Origin of the sequence: Paenibacillus sp. FSL H3-0302 (assembly GCF_037982245.1) — a bacterium.
Lineage (GTDB): Bacteria > Bacillota > Bacilli > Paenibacillales > Paenibacillaceae > Paenibacillus_AQ > Paenibacillus_AQ odorifer.
Genome location: NZ_CP150284.1, coordinates 2,662,619 through 2,679,707, shown reverse-complemented (window position 1 = coordinate 2,679,707; position 17,089 = coordinate 2,662,619). Strand labels below are relative to the sequence as shown.

Genomic DNA, 17,089 nt, shown 5'->3' with positions numbered 1-17,089 from the left:
GTGGAGCTTCATTACAGGCAGAAGAAAGGTTGAACATCGGCATCATGAATGCAATTCCAAACCTCAACAAGGCACAAACACGCAAAGAGCGAGCAGGGAAAGAGCCCTTTCCCATCTCTATACTCTCTCTTACGGTAGGCGCTTTTGCAATTGGTATGACTGAGTTTGTTATTATGGGTATTTTACCAAATGTGGCCAACGATTTACAGGTTAGTATTTCGACTGCTGGCCAACTCATTACAATGTACGCACTTGGAGTGGCCGTTGGCGCACCCATCCTGACCATTCTCACGCAGCGCATTCCGCAAAAGAAACTGTTATGTCTTCTCATGATTCTTTTTATACTGGGCAACGGAATCTCTGTGTTTGCACCAAACTATACCGTTCTCATGGTAGCTCGTATAATTACAGCTTTAACTCATGGTACTTTTTTTGGGGTTGGCGCAGTCATTGCATCCAATCTTGTACAACCCAATAAGCGGGCCGGAGCCGTATCTATTATGATGGCAGGTTTAACGATAGCCAATATTGTCGGAGTTCCTCTAGGAACATTTATTGGACAAAGTATGGGCTGGCGGGCCTCATTTGCAGCGATTGCTGTCATGGGAGTCGCCGCGCTGATCGGCATCCTCATTTTTATTCCAAAGCTTAAACAAGAGAAACCAGCGAGTGTTATCCAGCAGATTGCTGCGCTGGCTAATCCAAAGCTGCTGCTATTCTTATTGATCGGGGCGTTAGGGAACGCCAGCTTGTTCACCGTGTTCACATATATTACTCCACTGCTTGAAGAAGTGACCGGTTTTGCTGAACATAGTGTGACTTGGATTCTAGTCTTATTCGGCTGTGGGGTGACCATCGGGAACATCGTTGGCGGAAAGCTTGCGGATTGGAAGCTGATGCCTTCTATCGTGGGACTTTATTTTGCAGTCAGTATGATTCTAACGATCTTTTCCTTCACGATGCATAGCCCAATAGCTGCGGTAATCACAATATTTTTCTGGGGTATGGTGTCCTTTGCGGTCATGCCAGGTCTGCAAATACGAATTATGAGTCTGGCTCAGGCAGCCCCTGCACTTGCTTCAACGACCAGCCACTCCGCCGGGAATCTCGGTAACGCAGCGGGTGCCTTTATTGGCGGTTGGGTTATTTCTCATCTAGCGATCACTTCGCTTCCTTGGGTCGGTGCGGTTCTAGTGGGCCTTGGTCTGGTATTAGGCATAGCTTGTTTTGTAGCAGAACGGAAAGAAACTGTAGCGTAAGCTTTATAGATATTTATACAAAAAACGAGGGTGCTCCCAAAGTCATCATGGCTTGAGGCACCCTCGTTTTTTATATTTCAGAGGAACAATTCTGCTCTTCTAATCTTCAACATCTGCTTTGCACCTTTTTGAAATTCATAAGGAACCTCTAGTTCCTCTGCAGTAAATCCTTGCCTCACCAAATCATCAATAAGGCGGTCTAAATACTTATACCTTTTACAAGAGAGGTCGACTAGTGGAAAGATTCGAAGCTCGCCTCTCGTCACCCGCATGAGTTCCTTAACAGTCTCTAAATGAAATTCATAGTCCAGCCGATCGCTGTACATAAATAGAAAGTGAGCAGATAATGTCAGATCAAATGCTTCATCCGCAAATGGCAGATCCGGAAGTATCACAGGAACATATCGCTGCGGGGTTTGTCTTCGATCCTTAGTGCTGGCGGTTAACGCTGCGTTCCTCGCTTCGGTCAGTCCCTCGATTGATTTAAAGTAGTTCCAAACGAAATTATCCTGTACTTTTTCCATTCCGGACATCGCATGTGCAATATCTTGAGCCCCTTTGTCTGCCAGCTCATCTTCAGAGTAATAGTAAGCAATATCAGCAGCCGTTACTTCACCACCCAACCGATTCGCTATTGCTGTAAAAGAGCAAGCACCCGCAGGACAATCCAGAATGCTCTGGCCGATAAGATCTGATTCCAGCAAATCAAACATACGTATATATTCCTCATAGGTTCTGCCAATAAAAACAATTCTCTCCAAATCAAGTTTTCCCTTTGCTCCGCTCATCTCAGCTCACCTTTCCTCTTCTAGGCTCATCTACACTTCTACTTCTGTTTTAATATACGAATAAGGTAATCCATTAGAATACCCAAAACCAAAAACGTTCCAAAATGAATAATATACGTTGGGAATCTGACGCTGATTAACGCACTACTGGTTCCCCATCTCGAATTATTTACATCAACCATGAAGCTTTCAAAAGGTTCTGTAAAGATCAGTGTATCTATAATAGGGTTCAAACGTACAAGAATAATATTCGCGATCCCCACCCCCAGATAGTCACTCAGACAGATGATGATACTTATAATTGAAAGCCAGAAACTGAATTTCCTCCTAAAAAACATCAAACACCGCCCTTTCTATTTTTTCTATTTCTTAACAATTCGTTTAAAATTCAAAATATCCTTGTCACGGTTAGTTCCTGTTTTAAAAAATGATACAATCTGGAGCTCGCTTGCTTAAGCGGATAATCTGAAAGTTTACATAGGATCCCACAGGTCATATCAATAACCTTCCCCTCCAGCTTCCGTACTATAGTTCCTGCTGGGGCTGGATTCAGCACAATCTCAGGAACAAGTGCCACACCTAAACCACTTCCCACAAAATATTTCAGCGCTGTCATGCTCCCAATCTCCATTGTATCTAGTGGCGGCCCGCCTGATTCCTGCAGCACACTTTCTAATTTTTTACGATAAGGACAATTCGCTGCCGTAATCAGTAAGCGATGACTCTGTAGATCCTCTGGGGTGATACGTTCCTTGGATGCTAGCGGATGCTCTTCTGGCAAAAGTAACAAGAATTCCTCCGCAAATAAGGGTTCAAAATACAGCTCCTTACCGAGCTCTGGTGCCGAACACACTGCCAAATCAATTTCACCACGCAGGAGTAGTTCACTAAGTGCGGCGGTTCCCGCAATATCCACGGAGATCTTCACTTTAGGGAATTGCACCATAAACCTACTTAAAAGCTGCGGCAAACGATAGCTCGCCGTAGGGTCCGTTACCCCTAATCGCACGTTGCCAGCTGCCCCTATTTTTAAATCAGCCAAACGGCTCTCTAGTCGTTCCATATCTTTAACAATATGTAGGCTCTCTTCATAAAACAATCTGCCTGCTTCTGTTAAGCTGATTTGCTTCCCCCGCTCAAGCAATTGACATCCCAGATCAGATTCAAGCCTTTGCATCTGCATCGTAACTGTAGATTGGGCATAGTTCAATTCTTCTGCTGCGCGATTAAAGCTTCCGGAAGTTACGATCGTTTGAAAGGTTTTTATTGTTTTTAGATCCATCCTAGTGCCCTCCCCTATTCAATTCAAATTAATTGAACCAAACCTTCATTATATTCAATTATACGAAATCCACTTTTCTCTATAGAATACTTTATAACAACAACATACGCCAACATAAGGAGTGATTGAGGGTGGATCTCAACAATAAAGTCGCATTAGTAACCGGTGGAGGGACTGGAATTGGCAAAGCTGTAAGCTTGGAGTTATCCAAACGCGGAGCCCACGTCGTAGTGAACTATTCTAGATCTGAGGATGAAGCCAATGAAACCGTAAAGACGATTCTGAATCAAGGAGGGTTGGCTATAGCAATACAAGCGAATGTGTCTAAAGATCAGGAAGTGCGAAGTATGGTCGATTCGATTATTCAGCATTTCGGGACAATAGATCTGCTAGTGAATAACGCCAGTATAACTAAACATATTGCTCTCGGAGATCTGGAAAAGGCAACAGAGGAAGTATGGGATGAGTTATATGATGTAAATGTGAAAGGAATGTTTTTCTGCGCTAGAGCGGTTGCACCGTATATGAACCAAAAAAATTCAGGAGCCATCCTCAATCTCGGCAGCATCGCTGGACAGACAGGCTTAGGCTCATCCCTTCCTTATGCCGTCTCCAAAGCGGCTGTCCACGGTCTTACCAAATCTCTGGCACACGCGCTGGCTCCCCATATTAGAGTTAACTGTGTAGCACCGGGAGCCGTTGCTACTAGATGGTGGTCTGGACGAGAAGAACAAATGCATAAACTAGCCCCTAATCTGCTGCTTCAGCATATTTCAACCGCCGAGAATATCGCCCAGTTCGTCTGCGCTGCGCTAGAACAGGAAGCAATGACTGGACAGATCATTACCATAGATAGCGGACAAACATTGTAACAGCCAAAACAGCAAATGGTATGTCAGAACTACTTTTAAATATCATTAGCTGGTTTTTGCGTACCGTACAGGAGGAAGTGAAGCGTTGATAGCATAATTGGGGAATTTCTCCCTAAAATTCTAAGTTTTTTGGTCATCCAGCCAATAATTAGGGAAAACCTCCCTAATTATTGGTTAATTTGCTGGAAACTAACGAATTCGCCTGATTTTCAGGGAAGAATCCCCTGATTTCGTTGATTTAAAGCAAATATCGGCTATTTTCAGGGAGGTTTTCCCTAATTACTATATAGCCAACACTATAGGAACCATAAATGCATCCGACATACCACATACCACATGATTCATAGAACGTAGCACATAGCGTACATACCACCTATAGCCTGAGGGTTAAAGTAAGAAGCTGCCCCAAAAGTAGAATTTTCTACTTTTTAGGACAGCCTCTTCAGCATAACTATTGGTGAAGATTCTTAGTTAGGTTCATTACCCCAGATCAGGTTACCTGAGATGTAGGCGGGCGCTTTTGTCCAGTCTACAAAATTGGTATCAACCGCATTAAAGGAGTAATCTCCGGTTTGAGTGTAATTTGACCAATCCTCTTTAGCTACTCGCACTTGGATATCGATGCTCGCACCCGCAGCTAGTGAACCTGCTGCACTCGAGAATCCAAGCTCCAGATAATAATCCGCATCCGCTTTAGCCGTTGGCAGCTTCACAAACGTGCCCGTTACATTCGCGCTTCCAGCCTGTGACCAATCGCAGAAGAAGCTTTGTGCCTTCTCTCCGTCAATTGTGTAATAATATCTTAATTTCACATCAGAAAGTGCAACGGCACTTGTACTTGTGTTCACCAGCTTAAACTTTGGATTTAGCGTATTTCCGGAAGCAGTCACTGTACCGTTATACATCTGCACTTTCAGTGCTGCTGTAGGAGCTACTGACGTATCTGAGAGAGTGACAACCAAGGATTGTGCCGCTCCGGCACTAAACTCAAAGGTCAGCGTTGTCGTTCCTACCGCTTGAGTTGCCAAATACTCCTTCTTGAGAGTGACTGTTGATCCACTTACCGTATAATCCGTTCCGGCTACGAGGGTTGTCGTTCCGTTCTTGATCGCACTCAGCGTATTTCCGTTCAACGTCATAGTTACTGCAACGTCTGCCTGATTCGCTGTTTTCTTATCAAATCCCGCGCTTGTTGGCGTTATCGTGGAGTTGGATACTGGTGTTGTAGTATCCGTTACCGCTACCGCCAAAGATTGTGTAGCTCCAGCGCTAAAGCTGAACGTCAGCGTTGTCGTTCCTACCGCTTGCGTCGCTAAATACGCTTTTTTAATCGTCACTATTGATCCACTTACCGTATAATCCGTTCCGGCTACGAGGGTTGCCGTTCCGTTCTTGATCGCACTCAGCGTATTTCCGTTCAACGTCATAGTTACTGCAACGTCTGCCTGATTTGCTGTTTTCTTATCAAATCCCGCGCTTGTTGGCGTTATCGTGGAGTTGGATACTGGTGTTGTAGTATCCGTTACCGCTACCGCCAAAGATTGTGTAGCTCCAGCGCTAAAGCTGAACGTCAGCGTTGTCGTTCCTACCGCTTGAGTTGCCAAATACTCCTTCTTGAGAGTGACTGTTGATCCACTTACCGTATAATCCGTTCCGGCTACGAGGGTTGCCGTTCCGTTCTTGATCGCACTCAGCGTATTTCCGTTCAACGTCATAGTTACTGCAACGTCTGCCTGATTCGCTGTTTTCTTATCAAATCCCGCGCTTGTTGGCGTTATCGTGGAGTTGGATACTGGTGTTGTAGTATCCGTTACCGCTACCGCCAAAGATTGTGTAGCTCCAGCGCTAAAGCTGAACGTCAGCGTTGTCGTTCCTACCGCTTGCGTCGCTAAATACGCTTTTTTAATCGTCACTATTGATCCACTTACCGTATAATCCGTTCCTGCTACGAGGGTTGCCGTTCCGTTCTTGATCGCACTCAGCGTGTTTCCGTTCAACGTCATAGTTACTGCAACGTCTGCCTGATTCGCTGTTTTCTTATCAAAGCTTGCAGTTATTGGCGTAATGGTCGAGCCTGTAGCTGGTGGATTTACAGGATCAGCATACAAGGTGCCTCGGCCATTCGTACCGAGATATACACGTCCATAGATTCTTGGATCCCCAGTAATCGCCATATTGATCTTAGCGTATTGATGAGCATTGTCATTAATACGAACCCAAGTTGCGCCAACATCATCGGAACGGAATACGCCCCGTACACCATCAATCTTAGCTACGGTGTACAATGCCATATAAGTTTGGCCCGGAGCAGCCTTACCATAACCAATAAGGTCAGCTTCTTCTACATTCGTTAACTTCGTGAAGCTCGCACCTGAATTAGTGGAGTGCCATAGACCATATTTATTCTCAACCGTATTTCCTCCGGCAAACCAAATGTCACCTTCAATACCTGGAACTGCCTTCATACTGATTTGGGCTTCATTCGGCTGTAATCCAGCCACATTATTGGTCGGGAAGCCCGAAGCTGCGGTGGCAGTAAATGTAGCTCCACCATCCACACTTACATAGAAGGTTCCGGCATAAAATCCATAGTATTTGTTAGGATTCACGCGATCAGACGCTATCTTCGCTCCAGCCGGTAATCCTGCACTTGCTGTCCAAGAATTGCCTGAGGTTTTGGAATAATACACCCCGATATCTGAGGTGCTCCACAGAATGGAATTACCACTTGCAGAGACAGCTACTTGTCCATGGCCAACCGTTGTTTTGGTTCCATTGGAAGGCTCGGAGTTTGGCATGTACCAATTCACTCCACCATCGTTAGAGATACCAATGGACTTCATACTTGGCGTTTTTTCTTTATCTGCACTGCCTACCCGCACCATATAGGACGGACTCAGTTCAGCATAGTCAATACTCATCGTCGTTGCCCATGAAGGACTGGTCTGGAATTTAGTCGGCGCTACCGACAAATCCTCATGACGGAAACCGGAAACGTCACCAAGTGCAGTGATCAAATGGGAGGTTCCGGTTGGCGGGCTAATTAGCCCCAGCACTGCAGTTTCCTCCACACCTTTTGCCATGACAGAGATATTTACCTTGCCTCCGGTATCCCATGAGGTCAAATTGTTCGAGCCATAAATTGTTGCTCCAGTTCCGTACATCATTCGATTCGAGTTAAATGGATCAATTTCCAAATCACCCATCATCCAGCCTAGCTTCGGTGAAGGATCCAGGGATGTTGAAGTGGTTCCATGATCGAGCCATGGAGCAGCGGTGATGTCCATGCTGAACTTATAAGTCCGTTCTGGATAATTGCCCCAATCCCAAATGCGACTCCAAGTAGCCCCACCATTGGTACTGCGGAAAATAACTTCATCAGGCCACCAAGCGTTTAAGCTGGATACCATCAATGTGTTAGGGTGCTGAGCATCCAGCGCCAATCCACCAAAGCCATACCAGTTATCTTCACCGGTCGTAGGACTGATATTGGTCCAAGCCCCACTAGTTTTGTTGTATTTCCAAACTTCACCCTTACTGCCATCATAGGGACCTACACCATTACTATAAGTAATATAGAGATCACCTGTGGATGACAGCTCGCCGTGATGTGGCAAGAACCCCGTAGGTTGTCCAGCCAGAGCTGTCCAGGTTACTCCACCATCTGTACTCCGATATACGCTGCTAGCCGTATCGGCCACACCGACATATATCGTTTGAGTAGCGTTGCCAAGTGTACCTGTGCTCTTATCGAAAGTGATCCAAGACAATCCGACAAGATCATTCCCATAATCAAGTGTCGGATTCTGAATATACGTTCCTACGTTTGGAAAAGAGGTTACCTTTGACCAAGTTACACCCGAATCAATACTCTTCCAGAGACCATTACCACTTCTAGCTCCAAAATAGAGAATGTTGTTCTTATTGGGGTCGATGACTAGACGTTCACCAGCGGAACGGCCAGGCATATTGCCACCTACTTTAAAAGGCAGTGGAGTAGTTTGCCAGGTGTTCCCCCGGTCATTAGAGCGCATAATCTGGCCATTATTATCCCAATGATTAGTATACGTACCCGTTGCCATGTAGACTTTATTAGGATCAATTGGGTCTGTAGCCAGAGCATCAACACCATTCTTGTTCCAATCCACCCAGCCTACCGAGTCACTAATTGATGTCCAGCTAGATGTAGCTTGATTCCAGCGATAGGCCCCGCCAATATCTGTTCTGGCATAAATCAGATTCGGTTCAGTTTGATTAAAAATAATTCCGGGTACAAAGCCCCCGCCAGCTCCCGTTACAACGCTTTTCCAGGTGTAAGGTTCACTTGAGGCTGCATGGGTAGTAGCTGGGAATGCAGAGAATAAAGAGCCTACCATCGCGCCAAGCAGGACCAAAAGTCCTGTTTTCCGGATACGGTTACGAATCACGTTTTACGCCTCCTACGATATAATTGGTTTGTTTATGCCTTCTTCTTACTCTATATCCCTGCTCCTCCCTCCCCCTTAATCCATACCTTCAGAACTTAGACTCCATTTTCTGATAACGCTTTCATTATAATGGTAAGGTTTTTCATTATCGAGAGAAAATGGTTATATTTTGCAGAAGATTGTCTCTAAAAATCGTACCATTTTCACACTTCTGGATACAATTTCACTAAATTTTGATTGAAAATAATTCTGCTGATAAAGAAAACCTCCGGAATAAATCCCAGAGGCTTCTGATATAACTATTCTTCACTAGTATCTACAGGCATAACAATCTCTTTTATACCATTAAAATTGCTGATAGTTGTTTGCAACGTGAGCACTGACTCTGAATTTAAGTTTTCTGATTTCAATGAAGTGAATATTTCTGCCTCCACTTTATGCGGCAAAAGTGTAGTTTTATCCAGCGTATATCTTAGTTTAATCTTGTCTGTCAAATTCTGCTTCATCAATTTCATCGTTTCCTTACTCGCATCATGAGACGATATCTCTATCGAAAGTATGTATTCTTGTTCCTCCTCAGAAACAACGATCCCCTGAGAATCTATCCGGTACATGTCTATATAATCATACGGGTCAATAAATCTTTGTGCGATTTGTTTTTCTTTCGCTGGAATATAATCGTCCTGCTTAATAAATAAATCATCCATTACCTTTGTATGATATTCAGTATCCGATATGTATTCTTCTCGTTCCTTTCCTTCCGCAGTCTCCGATTTTAGATATACGGTATAAGGATTTCTAACATAGTCGACATGAAATGAAACAGCGCTCGACCAATGTTTATCTTCACTTTTTTCCGATTTGCTGGATGTTTCTTCTTGTTTCTCCATTTCTATAGTATAGTTCTCCTGCTTAGCCAGTTCACTCCGAGACATGCTGAGCAGCTCCTCTGCACGCTTATCTCCCTCTCCTTCAGCACCTGATTTAGTGTTCGTTGCACAACCTGTCAAACCTAACATACAAATGATACCGATAAAAACCATTTTTCTGATAAACATATTACTTCCCCTTCACTTCAAATGAAATCCAAATATAACTAAATCTATTTTATCATTATAAAGTTAACAGCTTATATGACGGAAAAGGTAGACATGTGAAAAAACGGCTTAAGATACACAGTTGTTGCGCTGAATTTAGTGTTTTAATGCAAATCAAAAAATACCTCCCCGACTTTACAGCAGAGAAGGTATTTAAATAATATTATCCAATTCTCTTAGCTCAATGTGTCAACACAAACTCATCCAGCAGCTTTCCATCCACATCATAGGCCTGATAGGTTAATGTATCCCCGGTAACGTTAATGCCCGCAAACATTTGCTTATAGTTCTGAAAATGCACCGCATGATAGAACTGATCTTCTTTTTTCTCGTTAAATTTCCCTCCAGAAGCGTTGGTCACCACATAGACTGTCCCTCGTTTAGCACCTTTGGAACTCTCGCCTTCTGGAACTATTTTTCCGCCACGTAACGGGTAGGATCTGGAGTATTCATGATTATGACCCTGCAGCACTAAATCAACCTCATACGTATCAAAAATATCCGTCCAATTTTCAACTTTCTTATAGGAGTTCCCCCCGTAAGCCGGTCGGTGCATCGCAACGATTTTCCACTTCTTGTCTGTGTTCTTCAGATCTTCCTTCAGCCACTCCGTTTGCTTTTTTAGATTGCTCTCTGTATTCAGTACCGTTACATGCACAGGTCCATAATCGAAGGAATACGAGGTGCCTGCAATTGAACCCTTTGCCCCATTATCCGGCAGGTTGAAGTGTGAAGTATAATACGTTGCATCCTCATCCACCTCATCATGATTGCCTGTTACCGGCATTAACGGAATCCCTGAAATCCAGCCCTGCACATTGCCAAAAAAATCATCCCAGCCTGCCGAATCCTCCGGATCCTCCGTCAAATCCCCGTTATGCACAATAAATTCAGCTTCAGGAAATGTCTGAAAAGCCTTGTTCAATGTATTTCCCCACAGCTTAAAATCCTCTGCCGTTTCCCCTTGAGAATCCGTTACGTTGATAAAAGACACACTGTCCAGTCCATCTTCTTCCGTTGTAAATTCCGCTGCCGGACTCCATTCTCCTTCAACGCCACTACCCACTCTATAAGTATATAACGTCCCGGGTTCAAGACCCGTAGCCTCCACTTTATGAACACCTTTGGTGCCATTGTCTGTTTTGATGGAACTACTTTTTGCTTCTACCCTTTGTACATCCGTATTTGCAAAAGAGGACACCTGTCCCTTTACAATCTCCAGAATGCCTGCTGCACTCGAATCACTTGTATACCAAGTAAACGCGCGGCTTGTGCTCGCATCTCCCTTAAAGGTAGTCACGAGATCATACGGTGCTGGTGAATTTGCATTACTTCCGCTTTTCGATCGTTCCAACCCATAAGCCACTAAAATAACCACAATCACAAGCACTCCTAGGATTATGGCAAATTTATAGTCTCTCATCACGGTACCTCCTTATGAAAATTTCTCTCTAGCCTTCTAAATAAGATAGCCCCCTACAAAGTCAGAAGTCAAATCTGCACACGAATCTTTATACAGAGTTTTGTTAACGCAGTGTAAAACATTCAGCAAACATTCAGTCTATTTTAAGTTAAGCATAAGGTCTGTCTCCTAGAATTAGTCAAGCAGGAAGGTTAGCCAGAGATAGAGAGAGAAACGAGGTGTGAAAATGAATAAGAAGCTTCAATTCCGGCATGAACTTAAATTTTTCATTAACTATCATCAATACCTTATATTGCGCCAGCGATTGCAAAGCTTGATTGATAAAGATCAACACGCTAATGAGAGTGGAGAATACCACATTCGGAGTTTGTATTTTGACGATATCAACAACACGGCACTTGCAGACAAGCTCGGCGGTCTCAGAGAGCGGGCCAAATACCGGATTCGCATTTACAACATTCAAGACAACATCATTCACTTTGAGAAAAAAATTAAAATGGACGATTATATCGCTAAAATCAAAGAACCACTAACCCGGCAAATGTACGACGAGATTATGGCGGGCAACTACGAAGTGCTGAACGTCCCGGACAGTCCGCTGTTCATGGAGTTATACGATCAGATGCGCCATAACCTGCTGCGACCCAAGGTCATCGTGGATTATGTTCGCGAGCCTTATGTTTGCCACAACGGAAATGTGCGAATAACGTTCGATAAAGAACTACGTACGGGCCTGCACTCTACGGATATTTTCGATAAGGATTTGCATCCGATTCGGGCGATTGATGAGAACTTCATAATTTTCGAAGTGAAATTCGATGAGTATATTCCGGAGTACATTAAAATCGCGTTGCAGCTGGAGGGACTGAATAGGCAGTCCGCTTCGAAATACGTGATCTGCCGCAAATTCTTAAAAACTAACACTTGGGAGGATTATTGATTATGAATGCATCACTAGCACCGCTAGCAGCTACAACAACGACTACAGATACTACAAATAATTTTTCAGACATTATTAAAAACTCGGTGATCGACAATTTTGTATCTGATATTAGTATCTCCAAGATGCTGATTACCTTGGGCGTAGCTTTTCTGATCGGATACTTCATTTACCTGCTCTACAAACGTGTCTTTAGCGGCGTTTTATATTCCAAAAGCTTTAACGTCTCACTCATGGGCATGACCATGATTACAGCTACTGTCATTATCGCGATTAACTCTAACCTTGTGCTGTCCCTCGGTATGGTCGGCGCATTGTCCATCGTTCGTTTCAGAACACCGATCAAAGATCCAACTGATCTGATCTTCTTGTTCTGGGCAGCTGTAGCAGGGATTGTAACTGGAGCAGGATTTTTCACCTTGGCTATTATCGGTTCGATCATTATCGGCCTTATTTTGTTCCTGTTCATTAAACACTCTTCTATCGAAACGCCATACTTACTGGTCATTAACTGCGACAGTGATGAAAGCGAACGTGAAGTACACAGCCATATCACCAAATCCGTAAAACGCTACAATGTGAAGCAAAAAACAGTCTCCGCAAACAATATTGAATTGACGCTGGAGCTTCGTCTGGATGATAAAGTAGGCGGCTTTGTCAACACAGTCTCTGACCTAAAAGGTGTCAAAAATGCACTCTTGATCAGCTATAGCGGTGACTATGTATCTTAATTACAACGAGATGAAAGGCGGTGCCCCAGATGAAAACCAGAGGTAAGTCAATCCTGCTGAGTTTTTGCTGCCTGCTGCTGGTCATCGCCGTAGCCGGGTGTCAGAATGCAAGTCCGTCTGCAATAAATAATCCAACGTCTGATGCTCAGGACAAGGTCATTTCGAGCGATGAGAAAAAGCTAGACGAGCAGGTCTTTCCAAAAGATAAGGTCGTGGATGTCAAAATCACCTTGGACCCGGACGATTTTCAGGATATGCTGGATAATGCCAGTGCTGAAGAATATAAAATGGCTTCCGTCGAGTACAACGGTATGAAATACGATAATGTAGCTGTACGGACCAAAGGAAATCTCAGTCTCAGAAGCGTAGTACAGATGACAGACTCTGACCGCTACAGCTTCAAAATTTCTTTTGATGAGTATGTTAACCAGAATTTATTCGGCATTACTAAGATCAACCTGAATAATAATTACAGCGATGCTTCTTATATGCGTGAATTTCTGACTTATGAGCTCGCTGAAAGTGTCGGTCTCCCGACGCCGAAATATTCCTTCGTCAATGTGTATGTAAACAATGAACTGAAGGGTTTCTATCTTGCAGTAGAACAGATCAGTGATGCTTATCTGGAACGCAATTTCGGCAACACTTATGGTGCACTTTATAAAGGTGTAATGACCGGTCAGGGCAGTGATTTGACTTGGCTGGGCGATGATCCATCCCTCTATACTGGACTAGAAATGAAATCCGATAAGTCTAACGATGATATTCTTGTCGACATGCTGAATGAGCTAAACAACGGCACCGATTATGAAAAATACATCGACGTAGAGGAATCGCTGAAGTATATCGCTCTAAATGCGGTCACGGGTAATATGGACAGTTATTTAGGTGGAAATAAGCAGAATTATTACTTATATGAAGACGATGGGGTCTTCTCGATTCTGCCGTGGGATTACAATATGGCTTTTGGCGGCATGGGAAGCGCAGATGTGTTAATTGACGAGCCTACCCAAGGTGCGTTGGCAGAACGTCCACTGATTGCGAAACTGCTCGCTAATGATGAATACAAAACGAAATATCATGAGATTGTTAGTGAGATGATTACTGGCTATCTAGCGGACGATACGTTCCAGGCTCGGATGGATGAGCTGAACACGATGATTTCCAGCTATGTCAAAGCGGATCCATCCGCCTTCTACACTTTCGAACAGTATGAAAATGGGATAAAGGCTGTTGAGACCTTCATGTCGAACATGGCCACAAGTATCCAGCAGCAACTCGACGGTACCATTCCTTCCTCCGGTGACGGATCAGGAAGTGGTGGTGGCATGGGCGGCGGTGGCTTTGGTGGCGGCGCTAAAAATGGCGCAGCTCAAGGCGCTGCGGGTGCTGGGCAGGCCACAGGTGCGGTTGGCGCTACTGGTAATGCTGGCGCAAATGCAGCTGCACCAAATACCGAAGGGCAAGCGGCTACGGGTGGACAGACTGCCCAAGGCGGTGCAGGTGGTGAACCTGGTGCCATGGGCGGACCGGCTATCCCTAATGCCGGCGAGGGGCCTAGCAGTAACTCACAAGCAGCTGCGGGTGGGCAGACTACACAAACAGGGCAAACTGCTCAGGGTGGACAGGCCAACACTAACGGCCAAGCTGCTCAAGGTGGACAGGCCAACACTAATGGCCAAGCTGCTCAAGGTGGATTTGACGGCGGCGCGGGTGGTGAGCCTGGTGCTATGGGCGGACCCGCTTTCCCTGAAGGCGGCGGAAATGGTCCTGGTGGTGGCGGCATGGGCGGCGGTGGCTTTGGTGGCGGTATGCCTGGTGGTATGGGCGGTGGCGACTTTGGTGGTGCTGGTACTATGCAGCAAAAAGGCAGCACGAGTGAAGCCATCACAACTGGCGTCGCCATCCTTCTCCTAATACTAACCGCTGCTTTCGTAACCTTTTACAAACGCAAACGGCTGTAGATAAGTAAAAAGTATCCTCATCACCAATTAATTCATGCAAGAAGCCTCCGTCGTTTATTGACGGAGGCTTCTTGCATGAACACTATATTCTTGTATCACAACTAGTTCCCGCTTACTCTTTTCGCCCGCGCAATATACTTATGGTTGCTATTAAAAAGGCTAGTAAAGAGATCCCTAATGCGATATAGACCATTGGGTTGACACTGGTGGAGTTGTTCTCGCTTTCCATGATGGCATTATGTTCTTCCATGCTCATGCCATTGTCACTGGAACCATGAGAATGTTCATCCCCACCGGAGGCTTGCACAATCGAAGTAATAGAATGCGGACTTTCTGTTCCTGCCTCACCAGACCACTGCACCAAGCTGCCATCGGCATAATGCTGATAAGCATCCCAAGCAATGTCGCCTGCAGTATCAGGATTCTTTGCTGTGAAATAGAAACGTTGGAATTGCCCTGCTTTAATTCCTTCTCCATTAGCTATCCAGCTAACTTTGTTCCCCTCAATGGTAACATCCCAGCCCGGTGTAGCCTCATATTGCTTGAACTCGGCACCCGCCGGGATTCGTAGATCGACTTGTACAGTCGCCACATCTTTTTCTGAAGGAACTTTAAGTGTGTAAGTCTCCCATGCTCCGGTACTGGATTGTGCTGGTGCTACGGTTACGTGCGCGCTAGCCACGGCTGCGAACAACAGAAGTGTTGCAGCGGCTGGTGCGAAGAGTGTCATTATTTTGCGAGATAATCTGTTCATAGTTAGAGTGCCTCTTTCTTTAAGTAATTTTATCATTTTTCACTTTCATCTCTATCCTCATATTTACCGCGGAAAATCACGTTTACGTGAAGCAAGCCCCTGCTCCAGAGCATAACGCGTTAGCTGCGTACGATTTTGGAGTTGAAGCTTCTGAAGGATGTTTTTCAGATGGTTTTTTACGGTATGCTCCGAAATCGACAGGCTTATGGCAATCTCTTTATTCGTCGATCCGGAAGACACACAGCTTAAAATCTCCTTCTCCCTCGCCGTCAAAGACTCCCCTTCGTCCGTTAATGAAGGAACGGTAAATTCTTTCAAGATTTGAAAAGCCAGCTCCCGGCTTAGCGGTGCTTCTTCATTCACAATGGCTTGCAAATATTCAATCCAGGTGGAAGGTGCCAGATTCTTGAGTAAGTACCCTTGTGCGCCTTGCTTCAATGCTTCGAGGAGGTGGGAAATTTCGTCCGATACCGTAACGATAACGATTTTGACATAGGGATATTCCTGCTTGATCCGGCGAGTAGTCTCCAGCCCGTCCATCTCCGGCATCTGAATGTCGATAAGAATGAGATCAGGCATCCACTGGGCCGTGAACGCGATCGCCTCAGGACCACTCTCCACTACACCAATGACCTCAAAACTATCATCCATGGACAAAATCTCACACATCGCCTCACGTGCATGCGCATGATCATCCACAACCAAAACCCGGTACCGGCTCATAAACTTCCCCCTCCTTTCGTAATTTCCACATTTGTCCCCGTATTGTCGGAGCTCACCTGAAGCTTCCATCCCATTCCTTCGACACGTTCCTTCATGATCTGAAGGCCGTAACTTCCGTTCACCTCAAAGGGATCATGCTGAAATCCTTCGCCATTGTCGACAATCGCCACGCTCCAGTTTTTCTCAGTGCCTGCACCTGTGATAGAAACCTTCGCCGCTCTTGTATGCTTACGCACATTAATAATAGCCTCTCGGATACAAGATAGCAGCTCTGCTTTTTCCGAAGGAGAGAGGGCTTCATCCTGTAGACTCCAATCCAAGGAAACCTCAATCATAATCTCGTTAGCCATTTGAGCAAGCTGATCTTTAACCGACTGTTCCAATGAAAAAGAGTGCTGCTCAGACACAGGTACCTTCAGATTGGCGATCGCCTGTCGAACATAACGGTTCACCTCGTGGACGGTCTTTTTGATCTGATCCACATTTTCTTCGCTGACTTCCCCATTCCTGCGGCTTGCTTCCAGACGATCTATTTTGACAGATAAAAGAAATAAAGATTGCGCCATCCCATCATGCAGTTCCTTAGCTAGCCCTTCCCGGGCTTTCATTGCCTCTTTGAGCGCACGTTCCTGCTCCAGCTCCCGCTGATTCCGCTCCATCAGCGAAAACAAAGGGACGAGCAATACAAGAGTGAACAAAAATACGAGGACAGGTGTCAAATAATTCCCCAGATCCATCGAGATATAAGGCATTAGAAACTGATGGCGCACGACCTCCCAGATCCCTACCATTAGCGTTGGCAGTAACAGGATCATATACTTGATTCGGT

General features: G+C 45.0%; 13 protein-coding genes and 1 pseudogene. 5 read left to right on the top strand and 9 right to left on the bottom strand.

All coding sequences use genetic code 11. The features are described from left to right. Nucleotides 1–44 precede the first annotated feature (44 nt). The gene (locus tag MHH50_RS11660; RefSeq protein ID WP_076190144.1) at nt 45–1,259 is read left to right on the top strand and encodes an MFS transporter; all 1,215 of its coding nucleotides are present in this window, start codon (nt 45–47) and stop codon (nt 1,257–1,259) included. A 77-nt stretch (nt 1,260–1,336) separates the two neighbouring features. Here MHH50_RS11660 and MHH50_RS11655 read toward each other — a convergent pair whose 3' ends face one another. Beyond that, entirely contained in the window at nt 1,337–2,047 is a 711-nt protein-coding gene (locus MHH50_RS11655) for an SAM-dependent methyltransferase (RefSeq protein ID WP_076279853.1), read from the bottom strand. A 388-nt stretch (nt 2,048–2,435) separates the two neighbouring features. Next, complete coding sequence (locus MHH50_RS11650) at nt 2,436–3,329, bottom strand: LysR family transcriptional regulator (protein WP_312150922.1); 894 nt, start codon at nt 3,327–3,329, stop codon at nt 2,436–2,438. A 131-nt stretch (nt 3,330–3,460) separates the two neighbouring features. Between MHH50_RS11650 and MHH50_RS11645 the strand changes: the two genes are divergently transcribed. Next, the gene (locus tag MHH50_RS11645) at nt 3,461–4,201 is read left to right on the top strand and encodes an SDR family NAD(P)-dependent oxidoreductase (protein ID WP_076220260.1); all 741 of its coding nucleotides are present in this window, start codon (nt 3,461–3,463) and stop codon (nt 4,199–4,201) included. A 467-nt stretch (nt 4,202–4,668) separates the two neighbouring features. Here MHH50_RS11645 and MHH50_RS11640 read toward each other — a convergent pair whose 3' ends face one another. The 4 genes and pseudogenes from MHH50_RS11640 to MHH50_RS11625 all read right to left on the bottom strand — a co-directional run bounded on the left by MHH50_RS11640 (nt 4,669) and on the right by MHH50_RS11625 (nt 11,148). Then, nucleotides 4,669–5,451 carry a X2-like carbohydrate binding domain-containing protein gene (locus MHH50_RS11640; RefSeq protein ID WP_340034609.1) on the bottom strand — a complete coding sequence of 261 codons (783 nt, stop codon included), beginning with the start codon at nt 5,449–5,451 and terminating at the stop codon, nt 4,669–4,671. Beyond that, nucleotides 5,425–8,577: pseudogene (locus tag MHH50_RS11635) on the bottom strand (X2-like carbohydrate binding domain-containing protein); the annotation flags it as partial. The pseudogene MHH50_RS11635 and the gene MHH50_RS11640, both read right to left, overlap by 27 nt. Before the next feature lie 350 nt (nt 8,578–8,927). Then, nucleotides 8,928–9,686, bottom strand: a complete 759-nt coding sequence (locus tag MHH50_RS11630) for a DUF6612 family protein (protein ID WP_340012377.1) — start codon at nt 9,684–9,686, stop codon at nt 8,928–8,930. Between the two features lie 220 nt (nt 9,687–9,906). After that, complete coding sequence (locus tag MHH50_RS11625; RefSeq protein WP_340034350.1) at nt 9,907–11,148, bottom strand: metallophosphoesterase family protein; 1,242 nt, start codon at nt 11,146–11,148, stop codon at nt 9,907–9,909. Between the two features lie 226 nt (nt 11,149–11,374). Here MHH50_RS11625 and MHH50_RS11620 point away from each other — a divergent pair, with 226 nt between their 5' ends. The 3 genes from MHH50_RS11620 to MHH50_RS11610 are packed head-to-tail and all read left to right on the top strand — an operon-like array spanning nt 11,375 to nt 14,783. Beyond that, nucleotides 11,375–12,088, top strand: a complete 714-nt coding sequence (locus MHH50_RS11620) for a polyphosphate polymerase domain-containing protein (protein WP_036683495.1) — start codon at nt 11,375–11,377, stop codon at nt 12,086–12,088. Nucleotides 12,089–12,090: 2 nt separating this feature from the next. Further along, nucleotides 12,091–12,819, top strand: coding sequence for a DUF4956 domain-containing protein (locus tag MHH50_RS11615; RefSeq protein ID WP_036683492.1), 729 nt, complete (start codon nt 12,091–12,093; stop codon nt 12,817–12,819). 29 nt (nt 12,820–12,848) lie between these two features. After that, nucleotides 12,849–14,783, top strand: coding sequence for a CotH kinase family protein (locus MHH50_RS11610; RefSeq protein ID WP_340034349.1), 1,935 nt, complete (start codon nt 12,849–12,851; stop codon nt 14,781–14,783). Nucleotides 14,784–14,895: 112 nt separating this feature from the next. Here MHH50_RS11610 and MHH50_RS11605 read toward each other — a convergent pair whose 3' ends face one another. The 3 genes from MHH50_RS11605 to MHH50_RS11595 all read right to left on the bottom strand — a co-directional run bounded on the left by MHH50_RS11605 (nt 14,896) and on the right by MHH50_RS11595 (nt 17,075). After that, nucleotides 14,896–15,537, bottom strand: a complete 642-nt coding sequence (locus tag MHH50_RS11605; RefSeq protein WP_076130655.1) for a DUF1775 domain-containing protein — start codon at nt 15,535–15,537, stop codon at nt 14,896–14,898. 63 nt (nt 15,538–15,600) lie between these two features. After that, nucleotides 15,601–16,260 carry a response regulator transcription factor gene (locus MHH50_RS11600; protein WP_076130654.1) on the bottom strand — a complete coding sequence of 220 codons (660 nt, stop codon included), beginning with the start codon at nt 16,258–16,260 and terminating at the stop codon, nt 15,601–15,603. Beyond that, the gene (locus tag MHH50_RS11595; protein WP_076280473.1) at nt 16,257–17,075 is read right to left on the bottom strand and encodes a histidine kinase; all 819 of its coding nucleotides are present in this window, start codon (nt 17,073–17,075) and stop codon (nt 16,257–16,259) included. The genes MHH50_RS11600 and MHH50_RS11595 overlap by 4 nt, the downstream gene beginning before the upstream one ends. Between the last annotated feature and the right edge of the window lie 14 nt (nt 17,076–17,089).

Coding starts and splice junctions, on each gene's coding strand:
- MHH50_RS11660 (WP_076190144.1), top strand. CDS start 45: ATGAATGCAATTCCAAACCTCAACAAGGCACAAACACGCAAAGAGCGA.
- MHH50_RS11655 (WP_076279853.1), bottom strand. CDS start 2,047: ATGAGCGGAGCAAAGGGAAAACTTGATTTGGAGAGAATTGTTTTTATT.
- MHH50_RS11650 (WP_312150922.1), bottom strand. CDS start 3,329: ATGGATCTAAAAACAATAAAAACCTTTCAAACGATCGTAACTTCCGGA.
- MHH50_RS11630 (WP_340012377.1), bottom strand. CDS start 9,686: ATGTTTATCAGAAAAATGGTTTTTATCGGTATCATTTGTATGTTAGGT.
- MHH50_RS11625 (WP_340034350.1), bottom strand. CDS start 11,148: ATGAGAGACTATAAATTTGCCATAATCCTAGGAGTGCTTGTGATTGTG.
- MHH50_RS11620 (WP_036683495.1), top strand. CDS start 11,375: ATGAATAAGAAGCTTCAATTCCGGCATGAACTTAAATTTTTCATTAAC.
- MHH50_RS11615 (WP_036683492.1), top strand. CDS start 12,091: ATGAATGCATCACTAGCACCGCTAGCAGCTACAACAACGACTACAGAT.
- MHH50_RS11610 (WP_340034349.1), top strand. CDS start 12,849: ATGAAAACCAGAGGTAAGTCAATCCTGCTGAGTTTTTGCTGCCTGCTG.
- MHH50_RS11605 (WP_076130655.1), bottom strand. CDS start 15,537: ATGAACAGATTATCTCGCAAAATAATGACACTCTTCGCACCAGCCGCT.
- MHH50_RS11600 (WP_076130654.1), bottom strand. CDS start 16,260: ATGAGCCGGTACCGGGTTTTGGTTGTGGATGATCATGCGCATGCACGT.
- MHH50_RS11595 (WP_076280473.1), bottom strand. CDS start 17,075: ATGATCCTGTTACTGCCAACGCTAATGGTAGGGATCTGGGAGGTCGTG.